Annotated in this window: 18 protein-coding genes; 10 read left to right on the top strand and 8 right to left on the bottom strand. The window is 72.1% G+C overall.

The window, feature by feature from the left end; translation table 11 throughout:
- Positions 1-46 precede the first annotated feature (46 nt).
- Positions 47-565 (bottom strand): DUF1203 domain-containing protein, encoded by a 519-nt coding sequence (locus ADL05_RS06355; RefSeq protein WP_053615928.1) that lies wholly within the window; start codon positions 563-565, stop codon positions 47-49.
- Positions 566-986: 421 nt separating this feature from the next.
- Positions 987-1,400, bottom strand: a complete 414-nt coding sequence (locus ADL05_RS06350) for a hypothetical protein (RefSeq protein WP_053615927.1) — start codon at positions 1,398-1,400, stop codon at positions 987-989.
- A 146-nt stretch (positions 1,401-1,546) separates the two neighbouring features.
- Here ADL05_RS06350 and ADL05_RS06345 point away from each other — a divergent pair, with 146 nt between their 5' ends.
- The gene (locus ADL05_RS06345) at positions 1,547-2,848 is read left to right on the top strand and encodes a PrsW family intramembrane metalloprotease (RefSeq protein ID WP_053615926.1); all 1,302 of its coding nucleotides are present in this window, start codon (positions 1,547-1,549) and stop codon (positions 2,846-2,848) included.
- Here ADL05_RS06345 and ADL05_RS06340 read toward each other — a convergent pair.
- The 3 genes from ADL05_RS06340 to ADL05_RS32385 form a co-directional block, all read right to left on the bottom strand.
- Positions 2,769-3,896 (bottom strand): heme A synthase, encoded by a 1,128-nt coding sequence (locus ADL05_RS06340; protein WP_053615925.1) that lies wholly within the window; start codon positions 3,894-3,896, stop codon positions 2,769-2,771. The two genes, ADL05_RS06345 and ADL05_RS06340, sit on opposite strands and share 80 nt — an antisense overlap.
- Before the next feature lie 92 nt (positions 3,897-3,988).
- Positions 3,989-4,936: a DMT family transporter gene (locus ADL05_RS06335; protein WP_053615992.1), complete on the bottom strand. Its 948-nt coding sequence runs from the start codon at positions 4,934-4,936 to the stop codon at positions 3,989-3,991.
- A 36-nt stretch (positions 4,937-4,972) separates the two neighbouring features.
- Complete coding sequence (locus ADL05_RS32385) at positions 4,973-5,503, bottom strand: hypothetical protein (RefSeq protein WP_369800896.1); 531 nt, start codon at positions 5,501-5,503, stop codon at positions 4,973-4,975.
- Between the two features lie 134 nt (positions 5,504-5,637).
- Here ADL05_RS32385 and ADL05_RS06325 point away from each other — a divergent pair, with 134 nt between their 5' ends.
- Positions 5,638-6,330 carry an RICIN domain-containing protein gene (locus ADL05_RS06325; protein ID WP_053615924.1) on the top strand — a complete coding sequence of 231 codons (693 nt, stop codon included), beginning with the start codon at positions 5,638-5,640 and terminating at the stop codon, positions 6,328-6,330.
- A 342-nt stretch (positions 6,331-6,672) separates the two neighbouring features.
- On the opposite strand, the gene ADL05_RS06320 is transcribed toward ADL05_RS06325, so the two are convergent.
- From ADL05_RS06320 to ADL05_RS06310, 3 genes are all read right to left on the bottom strand, one after another.
- A complete protein-coding gene (locus ADL05_RS06320) occupies positions 6,673-7,470 on the bottom strand; it encodes an inositol monophosphatase family protein (protein ID WP_053615923.1) in 798 nt (265 codons plus the stop codon).
- Between the two features lie 101 nt (positions 7,471-7,571).
- Entirely contained in the window at positions 7,572-8,411 is an 840-nt protein-coding gene (locus ADL05_RS06315; protein WP_053615922.1) for an ABC transporter permease, read from the bottom strand.
- On the bottom strand, positions 8,411-9,352 hold the full coding sequence (locus ADL05_RS06310; RefSeq protein WP_053615921.1) for an ABC transporter ATP-binding protein: 942 nt from the start codon (positions 9,350-9,352) through the stop codon (positions 8,411-8,413). The genes ADL05_RS06315 and ADL05_RS06310 overlap by 1 nt, the downstream gene beginning before the upstream one ends.
- Before the next feature lie 322 nt (positions 9,353-9,674).
- Here ADL05_RS06310 and ADL05_RS06305 point away from each other — a divergent pair, with 322 nt between their 5' ends.
- The 8 genes from ADL05_RS06305 to ADL05_RS06270 are packed head-to-tail and all read left to right on the top strand — an operon-like array spanning position 9,675 to position 16,322.
- On the top strand, positions 9,675-10,454 hold the full coding sequence (locus tag ADL05_RS06305; RefSeq protein WP_053615920.1) for a metalloregulator ArsR/SmtB family transcription factor: 780 nt from the start codon (positions 9,675-9,677) through the stop codon (positions 10,452-10,454).
- 19 nt (positions 10,455-10,473) lie between these two features.
- Positions 10,474-11,886: a Fe-S cluster assembly protein SufB gene (gene sufB, locus ADL05_RS06300; protein WP_053615919.1), complete on the top strand. Its 1,413-nt coding sequence runs from the start codon at positions 10,474-10,476 to the stop codon at positions 11,884-11,886.
- Position 11,887: 1 nt separating this feature from the next.
- Positions 11,888-13,048 (top strand): Fe-S cluster assembly protein SufD, encoded by a 1,161-nt coding sequence (gene sufD, locus ADL05_RS06295; RefSeq protein WP_053615918.1) that lies wholly within the window; start codon positions 11,888-11,890, stop codon positions 13,046-13,048.
- The gene (locus ADL05_RS06290) at positions 13,041-13,376 is read left to right on the top strand and encodes a non-heme iron oxygenase ferredoxin subunit (RefSeq protein ID WP_053615917.1); all 336 of its coding nucleotides are present in this window, start codon (positions 13,041-13,043) and stop codon (positions 13,374-13,376) included. The genes sufD and ADL05_RS06290 overlap by 8 nt, the downstream gene beginning before the upstream one ends.
- A 7-nt stretch (positions 13,377-13,383) precedes the next feature.
- Complete coding sequence (gene sufC / locus ADL05_RS06285; RefSeq protein ID WP_053615916.1) at positions 13,384-14,145, top strand: Fe-S cluster assembly ATPase SufC; 762 nt, start codon at positions 13,384-13,386, stop codon at positions 14,143-14,145.
- A 1-nt stretch (position 14,146) separates the two neighbouring features.
- The gene (locus ADL05_RS06280) at positions 14,147-15,445 is read left to right on the top strand and encodes a cysteine desulfurase (protein ID WP_053615915.1); all 1,299 of its coding nucleotides are present in this window, start codon (positions 14,147-14,149) and stop codon (positions 15,443-15,445) included.
- 20 nt (positions 15,446-15,465) lie between these two features.
- A complete protein-coding gene (gene sufU, locus ADL05_RS06275) occupies positions 15,466-15,939 on the top strand; it encodes a Fe-S cluster assembly sulfur transfer protein SufU (protein ID WP_053615914.1) in 474 nt (157 codons plus the stop codon).
- Positions 15,939-16,322, top strand: a complete 384-nt coding sequence (locus ADL05_RS06270) for a metal-sulfur cluster assembly factor (RefSeq protein WP_053615913.1) — start codon at positions 15,939-15,941, stop codon at positions 16,320-16,322. The genes sufU and ADL05_RS06270 overlap by 1 nt, the downstream gene beginning before the upstream one ends.
- The last annotated feature ends 128 nt before the right edge of the window (positions 16,323-16,450 follow it).

Below are 16,450 nucleotides of genomic sequence, written 5' to 3'. Positions count from 1 at the left end.
GCGCGAGCGGCGGCGCCCCGGGCGCCGCCGCGTTCGAGCCCGGGACTCAGCGCCGCGGGCGGACCTCGGCCAGGAAGCAGCCGAAGACCACCGTCCGCACGTGGACCAGGGCCACCTCGGGATCGGAGAACATCTCCGTCAGGATCCCGTCGACCTCCCCGGCGCGCTCCTCGGGCAGTTCCACCGTGCGGCCGCCGAGGATCTCGCCCCGGGCGCCGTAGGCGCGCAGCGCCCGCTGCGGTCCGTGCAGCCTCCGCGGATACGCGGTGCCCTCCGGTCCCTCGCACGGTCGTGCGTGGACGAAGACGGGGCCGACCTCGTCGTAGGGGCCCGGGTCCACGCCCCGCTCCAGGGCCCAGCCCCGCAGCGGTGCGTAGGACACGAGCACGATGCGCTCGCCGGTCCGGCTCCTGCGCAGGCAGCAGCGCAGCGGAGCGCCGCCCTCGTCGTCGGTGAAGCCCTCCCGGACGCGTCCGGCGTCATCGCCCGCGCGCAGCCGTTCCAGGACGTGCGGGGCGATGGCGTGTGTCTCGTGGGCCGTGGCCGTGGCCGTGTTCGTCGTCATCCCCGCAGCATCGCCGGTCCGGGACCGCGATACCGGCGGTTATCGGACACGGCGTTCCCGCGGCACGGGAGAGTCGGTCGTGCCCCCGCCCGACCGCCTCGCCCTGGCGTGGACGGCGGCGAGCACGTACGTGGTCGCCGCACGCGCGCACCTGCGGTCCCGCGCGTGGGCGGACGCCGTCCGCTGACGGTCCGGACGAACGGGCCCCGGCCCGTCCGGATGGTCATCGTCGCGGTCCGGACGAACAGGGCTCCGGTGGCGGTCGGGTCGAACGGGGCTCCGGTCCGTCCTTCGTGGCGGTCCGGCCGGGTCCGCCGCCGACCGCGGGACTTCTCCCGCCCGCTCGGCCGAGCCCTCCTGTCGGCGACCCGGCCGTGCCCTCCTTCGGCGGTCCGGCCGGACCGTTCGTCCGACGCCCTCCTCAGGCGCGCGCCGCCGGACGGAGCCAGGCCATCGCGGCCGTCCAGGCCACCAGGGCCATGAGCGCCACGGCCAGGGGCACGTGGACCTGCAGCGGCCCGTAGGTGCCCAGGGCCGCCTGGAGGAAGCCCAGGCCGAACGCCACCGCGCTCAGCACGAGGAGCCCCAGCGCCGTCCGGCGTGCGCGCGACCACAGCCACGCGGCCGCCAACACCTGCGCCCCGGCCGCCACGTGCACGCCGAACGCGCCGAAGTAGTGCAGCGGCTCGGCGGCCAGGTTGAACGTCACCAGCTGTCCGGCGGTCACGCCCTCCCACAGGATCGCGGCCAGGTGCAGGAGCACGATGACGCGCAGCGCCGTCAGCGGAGCCCCGGTGGCGGGGCCTGCGGGGGCGGTCGGCACGTTCTGGTCCATGGAGGGCCTCCTGGTCGGTTGAGATCTCAAGTAACGGATCCGATTCTGCCCTCCGCCGCGAGGACACACGACCCCAGTAAAGCGCGCGCACGTCCGCCATGGGGGAACTCGCAGGCCGGAACCGCCAACCGCTACCATCGGTGCCCATGCCCCGACTCGACAGCAAGGCCATCCTCCAGGGCCGCCGCTCGCGCTATTCGATGACCCTCATCCTCGGCACGACCGTCAGCGTCGTGTGCCTGATCGGGATGCTCGGCTACCTGTGGCTGCTCGCCCTCGCCGGCGGGGCCGCGGCCGGGATCGACGGCGCGACCGGATTCGCGGTCGCCGTCGCGGCCGCGATCGTGCCGGTCACCATCCTGGTGCCGCTGATCCTCATGCTCGACCGCATCGAGCCGGAACCGGGCCAGGTCCTGTTCTTCGCGTTCGTCTGGGGCGCGGGCGTGGCCGTCGTGGTGTCCCTGGTGCTCAACACCTGGGGGCAGACCAACCTCGCCGTGCCGCTCTTCGGCCAGGACCTGGGCGACTACCTGACCACCTCACTCGTGGCGCCCGTGGTCGAGGAGAGCGCCAAGGGCGTGGTCCTGCTGCTCCTGCTGTGGCGCCGCCGCCAGGAGATGGACAGCTTCACCGACGGTGTCATCTACGCCGGGATGGTCGCCACCGGCTTCGCCTTCACCGAGAACATCCTGTACTTCCTCAGCGCGGTCTTCGACGGCACGCTGGTCGCCACGTTCGCGATCCGCGGCCTCGTCGCGCCCTTCGGCCACCCCCTCTACACCGCGATGATCGGGATCGGCGTGGCCTACGCCGCGACGCGCACCGGGGCACTGCGCATGGCCGCCCCGTTCGTGGGATGGGTGGCGGCCGTCGCCCTGCACGCCATGTGGAACGGATCCACCTACTTCGGCTGGTACGGCCTGGGGGTGGCCTATCTGGTGCTGTTCGTCGTGCTGGTGGGCCTGCTGGTGATCGCGCGCAACGACCGGCGCTCGCAGATCGGGGCGATCAGCCGCTACCTGCCGCCCTACGTCTCGACCGGGCTGGTCACCCCCGCCGACATCACCATGCTCAGCTCGATGCCGGGCCGCCGCCGGGCGCGCGACTGGGCGGGACGCAACGCGGGCCGCCGGGGCCGCGCCGCGATGAAGGAGTACCAGCTCGCGGCCACCGAGCTGGCGCTCCTGCACCGCAAGCTCGACACCGGCGTGCCCCGCGAGGACTGGAAGGTGCGGCGCGACTCCTTCCTCGCGCTGATGCACGTGGCCCGCGACGCCTTCCTCGGCCGAGCCCCTCAGCCGGTGGCCCCGGCCTGGACCGAGCGCCCCCACGACTCGGGGTTCCTGCGCCGGGCCGACTTCGCGCACGTCATAGCCCAGGCGCGGGCCCAGCAGCACTACGTTCCCCGTCACGGTCAGCCGGGGCCGGAACAGCAGGGTCGTCGCTGAGCGGCGTGCCCGGCGGCACCAGGCGGCTGGTGGCGAAGTACAGGCGCGAGATCGCCACCCACGTCACGGTCGAGCCGAGCACGTGCAGGACCACGAGCGACTCGGGCAGGGCCAGGGCGTACTGCACGTAGCCCACCACGCCCTGGAGCAGGACCACGACGAGCAGGGCCACGCTGCTCATCCGGACCGGGCGCCGGGTGCCGGTGCGGAAGGCGATCACGGTCGCCGCGAGCGCGCCCAGCAGGGTCAGCCAGGCCAGGGACGAGTGGACGCGCGTGACCATGGCCAGGTCCAGCCCCCAGCGCGGCGCCTCGGCGTCCCCGCCGTGCGGCCCGGTGCCGGTGACCACCGTGCCCGCGACCAGCAGAAGGAAGCCCACCACGACCAGGCCGACGCTGACCGTGTGCAGCATCGGGCCGACGGAGATCCTCGGGGTGCCCTCCGGCTCCTGGCAGCGCACGTACAGCGCCACGGCGAGGAACGTGACCACCATGGACAGCAGGAAGTGCGTGGCCACCGAGGCGGGGTGCAGGTCGGTCCACACGGTGATGCCGCCGACCACGCCCTGGCCCAGGACGCCGAAGGGGATGATCACGGCCAGCCGGGTCAGGTCGCGGCGGCGCGGCGCCATCCGCAGGACCGCGATCAGGGTGATGACGCCGACGGCGAGCACGAGGAAGGTCAGCGTCCGGTTGCCGAACTCGATCGCCGCGTTGAGCGCCGCGTGCCCGGTGTCGACCGGGACGAAGCTGTCGGGCGTGCACCTGGGCCACTCGGAGCAGCCCAGCCCGGAGGAGGTCACGCGCACGGTGGCGCCGGTGACGGCGATCCCGGCGTTGACGACGATGTTGCCCAGCGCCCAGGCCCGCAGCGAGCGGACGGTGGGCGTCCAGATGGTGCGCGCCAGGACGGCGAGCACCAGGACGCCGAGGACGGCCAGGGCGATCTGCCAGGCCCACAGGGGCGCACCGAGGAGGGCGATGTCCTCGGCCGCGAAGGGGGGAACCGTGGTCGTGGCCGTCGACGCTGCGGCCGGGGAAGCAAACATACGACACAGCGTAGTACACGGCTCCGGCCGTTTCCGCGCGCCCCCGCCGACCGTCGTGACCTGGGCCGATGGCGGGTCCCGCGCGGCGGGCCTCAGTCGTCCCCGTGGCGGGTCCGACCGGGCTCCGCGCCCCCGGACCCCTCGCCCCCGGACTCTTCCTCGCGCTTGGCCGAGGTCCGTGTCGATCCGGCGCTGGCGGCGATGACGCACGCGACCGCGAGCCACTGCCACACCGTCAGCAGTTCGCCCAGCAGGACCAGGCCCACGAGCGCCGCGGCGGCCGGCTGGAGGCTCATGAGGACGCCGAACACGCGCGGCGGCATCCGGCGCAGCGCGCTCAGTTCCAGCGTGTAGGGCACCACCGACGACAGGACGCCCACCGCCAGGCCGAACAGCAGCAGCCGCGGGTCCAGCAGCGCCGCCCCGCCCTCGGCCACACCCAGTGGCCCCAGGAGGACGACCCCCACGACGCTGGCGATGGCCAATCCCGAGGCGCCGCTGAACCTGCTCCCGGTGGCGGCGCTGAGCAGGATGTAGCCCGCCCAGGCGGCCGCGGCCAGGACCGCGAAGAGGATGCCCAGCGGGTCCATCTCGCCCGACTCCAGGCCCAGTGCCACCACGCCCAGCCCGGCCAGCCCCGCCCACAGCAGGTCGATCCGGCGCCGCGAGCCCAGGATCGCGATGGCCAGCGGGCCCAGGTACTCGATGGTGACGGCGATGCCCAGCGGGATGCGGGCGAAGGCCTGGTAGATGAAGAGGTTCATCGACGCCAGCGCGACGCCGTAGCCGACGACCACCATCCAGTCGCCGCGCGTGCGCGCCCGCAGGGCGGGCCGTACGACGAGCACCAGCAGCACCGCCGACGTCAGCAGGCGCAGCCACACCACCGCCGCCGGGGGCAGCACCTCGAAGAGGTTCTTGGCCACGCCCGCGCCCGTCTGCACCGAGATGATGCCGACCATGACCAGCCAGGTCGGCGGGATCGCCTCGGCGGCGGAGCGCAGCGAGAGCGTGGACGCGGGTGCGGTGCGGGGACTCATCGCGGTCATCCTATGTTTTCCGCGGCCCGGTCCGCCTCACCTCCGCCGCTCCCGCTCCCGCCCCCGCTCCCGCTCCGCCCCCGCTCCGGCTCCGCTCCGGCTCCGGCTCCGCTCCGGCTCCGCTCCGGCTCCGCTCCGGCTCCGCTCCGGCTCCGCTCCGGCTCCGCTCCGGCTCCGCTCCGGCTCCGCTCCCGCTCCGCTCCCGCTCCGCTCCCCGCTCGTGTCCGTCCCGGCGCGCGCCGGAGCGGTCGTCCCGGCACGCCCCTCCGGTCGCTGCGCGAGGACCGCCGCCAGGAGCAGGAGCCAGCCGACCACGACCACGCCCGGCTGGAGCAGGGTCATCACCAGGCCGAACACCGTCCGTTCGGCCTGGTCGGTGAGGATCTGCAGCCCGATCCACCCGTAGGGCAGCGCCGCGGCGACGAGGTTGAGCACCAGCGCCGCCCACACCAGGCCCCGCCGCCGCGGCGGGCGCCACACCATGAGCGCGCCGCCGACCACGAGCAGGAACAGCGGAGGTGCCAGGTGGCGGACCGCGATGAACCAGGGGACCCCGATGAACTCCATGGCCCGGACCCTACAGACCGGGGTCCGGCGACCGCCGTCGGCGGTCGACATGCGGGAATCGGTCAAGTGGTGTGAAATAGTCCAGGGCCGCGGCGGACGCGGCTCCGGACCCGTCCCCGCTGGGAGTTCCCCTCATGTCCCGACGCCGCGCACGCGTCCCCCGTACGTACGACCAGGCGTTCGCGCCCCGGTGGCCGCTGGTCGCCGGAGCCACGGCGCTGCTGCTGATCGTGCTCATCACCGGCTACGTCTCGGGCCGGTTCGTGGCGGATTCGGACGAACAGGAGGAGTCCGCGCTGGCCGTGGAGTCCGGCATCCTGGTGCAGCCCCCCGGCGCCCCCGAGGAGGAGGCCGAACCCGAGGAGGAGGAAGAGGAGGAGGAACCCGTCCATCCGGCCGGGATCGACCCGGAACTCGTCTACGTCCTGCAGAACGTGCACGGGGACCGCGTCCTGGACGTCGTCCAGGCCGCCACCGCCAACGGTGCCGCCATCCACCTGTGGGACCGCCACGACCAGGAGAACCAGCAATGGCGGTTCGTTCCCGTGGACGACGGCTACTACGAGATCGAGGGCGTGGGCAGCGGAAAGGTCCTGGAGATCGCCGCGGGCGGCGGCCCGGGGGCCACGCTCCTGTCCCGCACGGGCGACCCCCACCAGCACTGGGCGCCGGTCGAGGTCGGGGACGGGGTGGTCCGGCTCATCAACCGGGCGACCTCGCAGGCGCTGGAGGCGCAGGGCGGCGCGCCCGACAACGGGACGGCGGTGGTCCAGGCGCCCGACGGCGGCCACGCCCACCAGCAGTGGCGGCTGCTGCCCCTCGGGTGAGGGCGAGCAGTGTCTTTCGGGGCCTTCGCTCGGTCCGGCGGCCCCGCCCCCTCCTGCCAGGACACTGGACCGCCCCGAGCCGACCCCGGGCACACCACTCGGCTGACCCCGGGCACACCACTCGGCTGAACGGTCACCTCCGACCCCCGGGGCCGCGCAGGCCGACGTACGCGCCTTCGCCTGGGGGCGGGCGCGCGTTCCCCGGGCGGGTCGGACACTCCATCAGCGGTCTGGCCCCCCGGCCGGCCGGCTGGGGCACGGTCTGACCCCAGGTGCTTCGGATGAGGGATGTGCTCACCTGCCGACGGCTACGGCTGAGTCTCTACGACCCGTCGGCTCCCCTCAGGTGAGCAGGGACCGGGCGGACTCCCAGGCTTCGGGATCGGCGGCGTCGAGCAGGCCCACGCGGTCGTCGTCGGGCCGGTAGTCCGTGCCGTCCGGGCGCCGGGCCACCCCGCCCGCCTCGGTGAGCAGCAGGGTGCCGGGGGCGTGGTCCCACGGCAGCGTCCGGTGGAACAGCACGAAGTCCAGGCCGCCCTCGACCAGGCACGGGTAGTCCACCCCCGCGCAGTGCGCGCCCGAGCCCAGCTCCGCGAACCTCGGCTCGGCGGCGGCCACGCGCGCACTCGCCGCCGGTCCCAGGAACCGGCTGAGCACGGCGCCCCGCATCCGGGCGGGTTCGGCGGGCGCGGGGGCACGGCGCAGCCGCACGCCGTCGCACCAGGCGCCCGAGCCGAGCTCGGCGACGTAGGCGCGGCCCTCGGTGGGGCGCACGATCCACGACGCCACCGTGCGTCCTTCGCGGACCAGGGCGGCCATGACGGCGAAGTCCGTGCTGCCGCGTACGAAGTTGCGGGTCCCGTCCAGGGGGTCGACGAGCCAGACCAGGGGCTCGGTCCGCAGCGCCTCGACCAGGGACGGGTCGGCGGAGGCGGCCTCCTCGCCCACGACGGGGGCGTCGGCGATCGCGCGCAGGCGCGGAGCGATCAGCTCCTCGGCCTCGCGGTCGGCCACCGTCACGATCTCGCCGGGGGACTTCTCCGTCACCTCGCTGTCGCTCAGGGAGCGGAAGCGGGGCAGGACGGCCGTCTCGGCGGCCTCACGCAGCACCTTGGTCACCGCGTCCATATCGATCGCCATGCGCCCCAGCCTAGGCACCACCGCGGTGGGCGGGGTGCGGCGGGGTCCCCGGCGCGGCCTCCGCGGATCCCGCCCCGGGGCGGGATCCGCGTGCACCCGCCCTAGTCCCAGCGGAACAGGCGGCTGGCCAGGAACCCGGCCACGAGCACCCACACGGCGAGCACCGCGTACACGCCCAGGCCGGGCAGGGAGCCGTCGGCCAGGGCCGTGCGCAGCCCGGAGCTCAGCGCGGTGATCGGCAGCAGGGCCACCGCGCTCTCCACCGGCCCGGGGAAGCTGCTGGTCGGGAAGAGCACTCCGCCCAGCCCCAGCATGAGCACGTACACCAGGTTCGCGCCCGCCAGCGTGGCCTCCGCCCGCAGGGTGCCCGCCATCAGCAGGGCCAGCGAGCTGAACGCCGCGGTGGCCAGCAGGACCAGGAGCAGGGACGCGGCGGCCGTGCCCGCGCCGAGGGCGGGGGACCAGCCCAGTGCCAGCGCCACCGCGCACAGCACGGCGATCTGGATGCCCTGTACCGCCAGCACAGCCAGCGTCTTGGCGGCGAGCAGTCCGAACCGGGACAGCGGGGTGGCGCCCAGGCGCTTGAGCACCCCGTAGCGCCGCTCGAAGCCGGTGCCGATGGCCAGGCCGGTGAACGACGTCGACATGATCGCCAGCGCCAGCACGCCCGGGGTGAGGGCGTCCACCCTCGGCCCCTCGCCCACGTCCAGGACCGTGGTGAGGCTGAAGCCCACCAGGAGCAGGACGGGGATGACCATGGTCAGAAGGAACTGCTCGCCGTGGCGCAGCATCACCCGCAGTTCCAGGCCCGCCTGGGCGGCGACCATGCGCCACAGCGGCGCGGCCCCCGGGGCCGGGGTGAACAGCGCGATGTCGTCCGGCGGGGAGACGCCGTCCGACGCGGGGGTCGGAATGGAGGTGCTGGAGGTGTGCTCGGTCATCAGTCCCGCAGTTCCCGGCCGGTGAGTTCGAGGAAGACGTCTTCGAGGGTACGCCGCCGAACGCGCAGGTCCTCGGCGAGCAGCCCGGCCGAGGCGCACCAGGCCGTGACCGTGGCCAGGAACTCCGGGCCCAGGCCGGCGGGGTCGTCGGTGGTGACGACGTACTCGCGCCGGCCGTCGGCCGCCTCGGCGGCGCTCACCCGGCCGCCCGCCGGCAGCGCGGCGCCCAGCGCCTCGGTGTCCACCGGGACGGCCGCCTGGAAGCACACCTCGCGGCGGTCCTCGGTGAGGGCGGCCGGCGACCCCTGGGCCACCACCGCGCCGCGGTCGATGACCACCACGTGGTCGGCCAGCCGCTCGGCCTCCTCCATGTGGTGCGTGGACAGGATCACCGCGACACCGGCCGCGCGCAGGGACGTGACCAGGTCCCAGGTCGCCCGGCGGGCCTGCGGGTCGAGCCCGGCGGTGGGCTCGTCCAGGAAGACCAGTTCGGGCCGTCCCACGACGGCGCAGGCCAACGACAGGCGCTGCTGCTGGCCGCCGGACAGGCGCCGGAAGGGCGTGGTGGACACCGAGGTCAGGCCGAGCCGCTCCAGCAGGAGCCGGGGCTCGATCGGGCTGGAGTGGAAGGAGGCCAGCAGGCGCAGCCACTCGGCGGCCCGGGCGCCCGTGGGCACCCCGCCGGACTGGGGCATCACGCCGACCCGGGGCTTGAGCGCGGTGGCGTCGGCGACGGGGTCCAGGCCCAGCACCCGCACCTTCCCGCCGTCGCGGACGCGGAAGCCCTCGCAGACCTCGATGGTGCTCGTCTTGCCTGCGCCGTTGGGACCGAGCAGCGCCGTCACCGCGCCCCGGCGGGCGGTGAAGCTGAGCCCCGTCACGGCGGTGGTGGCGCCGTAGCGCTTGACCAGGTCGACGACCTCGACCGCGGCTGTGTCCATGGGCCCTGAGTGTACGTGCGCACCGGGGGTCGGGCTCATCGGCCCGCGCGAACGGGTCGGGCGGGCCGCGCGGCCACCGCCGGATACCGTCCGAGCACTGGGACGCCGGTTCCAACATGCGGACGCGGGGAATAGGCGCGGCCCCGGGGCCCGTTCGACCACCCGTGTTGCGGGGACGTGAACGCCCAGTTAGGCAAGGCTGACCTTCGTGACGAATGGCATGAAGTGGGTCACTGGCACGGGTTTGCCTCCGCGGACTTATTTAGGCCACACTGATGTTGTCTAAACCAGGAACCGTGTCCGGAGAAGGGAGGGGATCACTGTGCCGCACGCGACCAGTGCGCCCAGCCCGCTGTCCGGCCCCGAACGCGGTGCCGAGACCGGGACCCGTGCCAGGGTCGCCCGTCTCATCCTGGAGAAGGGCCCGATCACCGCCTCCGACCTCGGAGAACGGCTCGGCCTCACCCCGGCGGGCATCCGCCGGCACCTAGACAACCTGACCAGCGAGGGCCTGGTCGAGGCCCGCGACGCCCGGCCCCACGGCGGACGCCGCCGCAGGGGGCGGCCCGCGCGTGTCTTCGCCATCACCGAGGCGGGGCGGGACCACTTCGTCCACGCCTACGACGATCTCGCCTCCAGCGCTCTGCGCTTCCTGGCGGACACCGTCGGGCCCGACGCCGTCGCCGAGTTCGCCCGCAGCCAGGTCGCCGACCTGGAGCGGCGCTACAAGCCCCAGCTGGACGCCGTCCCCCAGGAACAGCGGGTACGGCTGCTGGCCGAGGCGCTCTCCAACGACGGCTACGCCGCCACCGCGGGCCAGGCGCCCGCACCCGGGGGCGGCGACCAGCTGTGCCAGCACCACTGCCCCGTCGCGCACGTGGCCGCGGAGTTCCCGCAACTCTGTGAGGCCGAGGTCGAGGCCTTCGCGCGGCTGTTGGGCACCCCGGTGCGCAGATTGGCCACCATCGCCCACGGCGACGGTGTGTGCACCACGCACGTCACCCCCCGGGGAGACGGGGCGGGCGGGGAGACCGGCACCCCCGTGAGCAAGGCCATCCGCCAGGCGGCGGGTGGAGGATCGCAACACCAAACGGACGTCTGAGTCCAGGAGGAGTCCGCGCATGACGTCTATCGCGCACCCCGAACTCGAGGGGATCGGAACATATGAGTACGGCTGGTCCGACTCCGACGCCGCCGGGTCGAACGCCCGCCGGGGACTGAACGAGGACGTCGTCCTCGACATCTCGTCGAAGAAGAGCGAGCCGGAGTGGATGACCAAGCTCCGCCTCAAGTCGCTCAGGCTCTTCGACAAGAAGCCCATGCCCAACTGGGGCGCGGACCTGTCCAAGATCGACTTCGACAACATCAAGTACTTCGTGCGGTCCACGGAGAAGCAGGCCACCTCCTGGGAGGACCTGCCCGAGGACATCAAGAACACCTACGACCGGCTCGGCATCCCCGAGGCGGAGAAGCAGCGCCTGGTCGCCGGTGTCGCCGCGCAGTACGAGTCCGAGGTCGTGTACCACCAGATCCGTGAGGACCTGGAGGAGCAGGGCGTCCTCTTCCTGGACACCGACACCGCCCTCAAGGAGCACCCGGAGATCTTCGAGGAGTACTTCGGCTCGGTGATCCCGCCCGGCGACAACAAGTTCGCCGCGCTCAACACCGCCGTGTGGAGCGGCGGGTCCTTCATCTACGTTCCCAAGAACGTGCACGTGGAGATCCCGCTCCAGGCCTACTTCCGGATCAACACCGAGAACATGGGCCAGTTCGAGCGGACGCTGATCATCGTCGACGAGGGCGCCTACGTCCACTACGTCGAGGGCTGCACCGCGCCGATCTACAAGTCGGACTCGCTGCACTCCGCGGTCGTCGAGATCATCGTCAAGAAGAACGCCCGCTGCCGGTACACGACCATCCAGAACTGGTCGAACAACGTCTTCAACCTGGTCACCAAGCGCGCCGTCGCCGAAGAGGGCGCGACCATGGAGTGGATCGACGGCAACATCGGCTCCCAGGTCACCATGAAGTACCCGGCCGTCTACCTGATGGGCGAGCACGCCAAGGGCGAGACCCTGTCGATCGCCTTCGCGGGCGAGGGCCAGCACCAGGACACCGGTTCCAAGATGGTGCACTGCGCGCCCAACACCTCCTCCACCATCGTCTCCAAGTCGGTGGCACGCGGCGGGGGCCGCGCCTCCTACCGGGGCCTGGTCCAGGTCCAGGAAGGGGCCGACCACGCCAAGTCGTCGGTCAAGTGCGACGCGCTGCTGATCGACACCATCAGCCGCTCGGACACCTACCCCTACAACGACCTGCGCGAGGACGACGCCGAGCTCGCCCACGAGGCGACCGTCTCCAAGGTCAGCGAGGACCAGCTCTTCTACCTGATGAGCCGGGGCATGGACGAGGACGAGGCCATGGCCATGATCGTGCGCGGGTTCGTCGAGCCCATCGCGCGCGAGCTGCCCATGGAGTACGCGCTGGAACTGAACCGGCTGATCGAGCTGCAGATGGAAGGAGCGGTTGGTTAAGTTGACCAGCCCGAACACCGAATCCAAGGCCCACAGCCACGGCCTCGGGGACATCCCGTTCTCCAAGTTGGCGACCCACGGGTCCTTCGACGTGAACGACTTCCCCGTCCCGGGCGGCCGTGAGGAGGTGTGGCGGTTCACCCCGCTGCGCCGCCTCAAGGGCCTGCACGACGGCTCCGCGGTCGCCGACGGCACCGACAAGGTCGACATCGACGCCCCCGCGGGCGTCACCGTCGAGCAGGTCGGCCGCGACGACGCGCGCCTGGGCACCGCCGGCTTCCCCGCGGACCGCGTCACGGCGCAGGCCTACACCTCCTTCGAGCAGGCCACCGTCGTCACGGTCGCGCAGGGCGCCGCGCCCGAGCGCCCCGTCGTGATCAACCGGGAGGCCCAGGGCGGCACCCGCTTCGACCAGTTCGTCATCGACGTCAAGCCGCTGGCCGAGGCCGTCGTGGTCCTCAACCAGACCGGTGGCGGCGTGCGCGCGGGCAGCGTGGACGTCCACGTCGGCGAGGGCGCGCGGCTGACCCTGGTCAGCGTGCAGGACTGGGACCGCGACGCCGTCGACGTCTCCCAGCACAACACGCAGGTCGACAAGGACGGCACGTACAAGTCGATCGTCATCACGCTCGGCGGCGACGTGGTCCGGCTCTCCCCGAAGGTGGCCTACAAGGGGCGCGGCGCCAACGCCGAGCTCCACGGCCTGTACTTCACCGGGGACGGCCAGCACCACGAGCACCGTTCGCTCATCGACCACAACATGTCGCACACCCGCTCCCGCGTGGAGTACAAGGGCGCGCTGAGCGGCAAGGGCGCGCACGCCGTGTGGATCGGTGACGTGATCATCGGCGAGGGCACGACCGGGACCGACTCCTACGAGCACAACCGCAACCTCCAGCTCACCGACGACACCCGTGTCGACTCGGTGCCCAACCTGGAGATCTTCACCGGCGAGGTGGAGGGTGCCGGGCACGCCGCCGCGAGCGGCCGGCTCGACGACATCCACCTGTTCTACCTCCGCTCGCGCGGCATCCCGGAGGAGGAGGCCCGCCGCCTGGTCATCCGCGGCTACTTCCTGGAGCTCATCAACCGGATCCCGGTCGAGGAACTGCGTGAGGAGATCATGGCCAAGGTCGAGCAGAAGCTGGCCGCGCATGAGTGAGGGTGCGCGCTGGGTGAAGGTCGCGGCCCTCGACGAGGTCCCCGACGAGGGGGTGCTCGCCGTGGAGGTCGACGACGACACTCCGATCGCCCTGGTCCGCACCGAGGGCGAGGTGTTCGCCGTGCGGGACGTGTGCTCGCACGCCGAGGTCCGCCTGTCCGAGGGCGAGGTCGAGGACGGCACCATCGAGTGCTGGCTGCACGGCTCCTGCTTCGACCTGCGCTCGGGCGCGGCGATCAACCCGCCCGCGACCCAGCCGGTCCCCACCTATGACGTGAAGATCGACGGCGACGACGTGCTCGTGTCGTTGGATGAGAAGAATTCCTGAGGCTGAAATGACGAAGTTCGAAATCCGCGGTCTGCGTGCCGACGTCCTGATCAGTGAGGACGAGCGGCAGGAGATCCTCAAGGGCGTCGACCTCACCATCAACTCCGGTGAGACCCACGCCATCATGGGCCCCAACGGCTCCGGCAAGTCCACCCTCGCCTACGCGATCGCGGGCCACCCCCGCTACGAGATCACCGAGGGCGAGGTCCTCGTCGACGGCGAGAACATCCTGGAGATGAGCGTCGACGAGCGCGCCCGCGCCGGCGTGTTCCTGGCCATGCAGTACCCGGTCGAGGTTCCGGGCGTGTCCATGTCCAACTTCCTGCGCAGCTCCGTGACGGCGGTCCGCGGCGAGGCCCCCAAGCTCCGCCAGTTCTCCAAGGAGCTGCAGGGCGCGATGAAGGACCTGTCCATCAGCTCCGACTTCGCCGCCCGCGGCGTCAACGAGGGCTTCTCCGGCGGTGAGAAGAAGCGCCACGAGATCCTCCAGCTGGAGCTGCTCAAGCCGAAGGTCGCCATCCTGGACGAGACCGACTCCGGCCTGGACGTCGACGCGCTCAAGGTGGTCTCCGAGGGCGTCAACCGCGCCAAGGCGGGCGGCGAGATGGGCGTCATGCTCATCACGCACTACACCCGCATCCTCAACTACGTGAAGCCCGACTTCGTGCACGTCTTCGCCCAGGGCCGCATCGCCGAGTCCGGCGGCGCCGAGCTGGCCGACGTCCTGGAGGCCGAGGGCTACGAGCGTTTCGTGAAGGCGGGCGCATAACGTGACTGACCGCGAGTTCGGTGGGCCCGGCACGGTCCCGCTCGACACGAAGGCGATCCGGGAGGACTTCACGATCCTCTCCCGGACCGTCCGTGACGGGCGCCCGATGGTGTACCTGGACTCCGGGGCGACCTCACAGAAGCCCCGGCAGGTGCTCGACGCCGAGCGCGAGTTCTACGAGCGCCACAACGCGGCGGTGCACCGGGGAGCGCACCAGCTCGCGGAGGAGGCGACCGACGCCTACGAGTCGGCCCGGGAGACCATCGCCCGGTTCATCGGTGCCGACGCCGGCGAGGTGGTGTTCACCAAGAACGCCACCGAGGCGATCAACCTGGTGACCTACGCGATGAGCAACGCGGCCACCGCCGAGGAGGGGCTGCGCCGCTTCCAGGTGGGGCCCGGCGACGAGATCGTCGTCACCGAGATGGAGCACCACGCCAACCTGGTGCCCTGGCAGCAGCTGTGCCAGCGGACCGGTGCGACGCTGCGGTGGTTCCCGGTGACCGAGCAGGGCCGCCTGGACCTGTCCGACCTCGGCGGGCTGGTCAACGAGCGCACCCGCGTCGTGGCCTTCGCCCACCAGTCGAACGTGCTGGGCACCGTCAACCCGGTGGCGCCCATCGTGGCCCGGGCCCGCGAGGTCGGCGCCCTGGTCGTCCTGGACGCCTGCCAGTCCGTCCCGCACATGCCGGTGGACGTCACCGACCTGGACGTGGACTTCCTGGCCTTCTCCGGGCACAAGATGCTCGGTCCCAACGGGATCGGGGTGCTCTGGGGGCGCCGGGAGCTGCTGGAGGCCATGCCGCCGTTCATCTCCGGCGGGTCCATGATCGGTGTGGTCCACATGGAGCACTCCACGTGGGCCGATCCGCCGCAGCGCTTCGAGGCCGGTGTGCCGATGGCCCCGCAGGCCGTCGGACTGGCCGCGGCCTGCGACTACCTCACCGAGGTGGGGATGGACCGGGTCGCCGCGCACGAGCACGAGCTCGTGGAGTACGCGCTCAAGCGCGTCGGCGAGCTGGAGGGTGTGCGGATCGTCGGCCCGACCGAGGCCGTGGACCGGGGCGGAGCGGTGTCGTTCGTCGTGGACGACATCCACCCGCACGACGTCGGCCAGGTGCTGGACGACAGGGGCGTGGAGGTCCGGGTGGGCCACCACTGCGCCTGGCCGCTGCACCGGAAGCTGGGTATCGTCGCGACCACGCGGGCGTCCTTCTACCTCTACAACACCCTGGAGGACGTGGACGCGCTCGTGGAGGCGATCCGGGACGCGCAGAAGTTCTTCGGAACCCGGCCCTAGAACGAGGAACGGCCAGACCAATGCAGTTGGACGCGATGTACCAGGAGATCATCCTGGACCACTACCGGAATCCGCACCACAAGGGGCTGCGGGATCCGCACGACGCGGAGGCGCACCACATCAACCCCACGTGTGGGGACGAGGTGACGCTCCGGGTGGCACTGACGCCCGCCGAGGGGTCCGCACTCGACGAGAAGGCCGTCGTCAGCGACGTCTCCTACGAGGGCATGGGCTGCTCGATCAGCCAGGCCAGCACCTCGGTGCTGACCGACCTCCTCATCGGCCAGACGGTCGCGGAGGGCATGGCCACCCTGGACGCCTTCACGGAGATGATGCAGTCCAGGGGCAAGGGCGAGCCCGACGAGGACGTGCTGGAGGACGCGGTCGCCTTCGTGGGGGTGTCCAAGTACCCCGCGCGGATCAAGTGCGCCCTGTTGGGTTGGATGGCGTGGAAGGACGCGGTGTCGCAGTCCTTGGAGAAGGAAGGCGCCTGATGAGCGAGAACGAGACGACAACGACCGAGGCGGCCGAGAGCGCCGCCCCCGAGCAGGCCCCCCTGTCGCCCGAGGCCCAGGAGCTGGTCGAGGAGATCGGCGAGGCGCTCAAGGACGTGATCGACCCCGAGCTGGGCGTGAACGTCGTCGACCTGGGTCTGCTGTACGGGGTGAACGCCGACAAGGACGTCATCACCCTGGACATGACGCTGACCAGTGCGGCGTGCCCGCTGACCGACGTGATCGAGGACCAGGCGGTCAGCGCTCTGGACGAGTTCGAGCGCGAGGTCAAGATCAACTGGGTCTGGATGCCGCCGTGGGGTCCGGACAAGATCACCGACGACGGCCGGGACCAGCTGCGGATGCTGGGCTTCAACGTCTGAGGGACGTCGGGGACACCCGCCATGGGTGCCCTCCCTCGTGTGGGCCGGGACCTTCGGGTCCCGGCCCACACGTGTGCGCGGGGCTGGGTGGGCGTACTCATGCGGACCACGGGCCGAAGGGCCAGGGT

It is taken from the genome of Nocardiopsis sp. NRRL B-16309, assembly GCF_001279585.1.
GTDB lineage: Bacteria > Actinomycetota > Actinomycetes > Streptosporangiales > Streptosporangiaceae > Nocardiopsis.
This window is presented reverse-complemented; position numbering and strand designations above follow the sequence as displayed.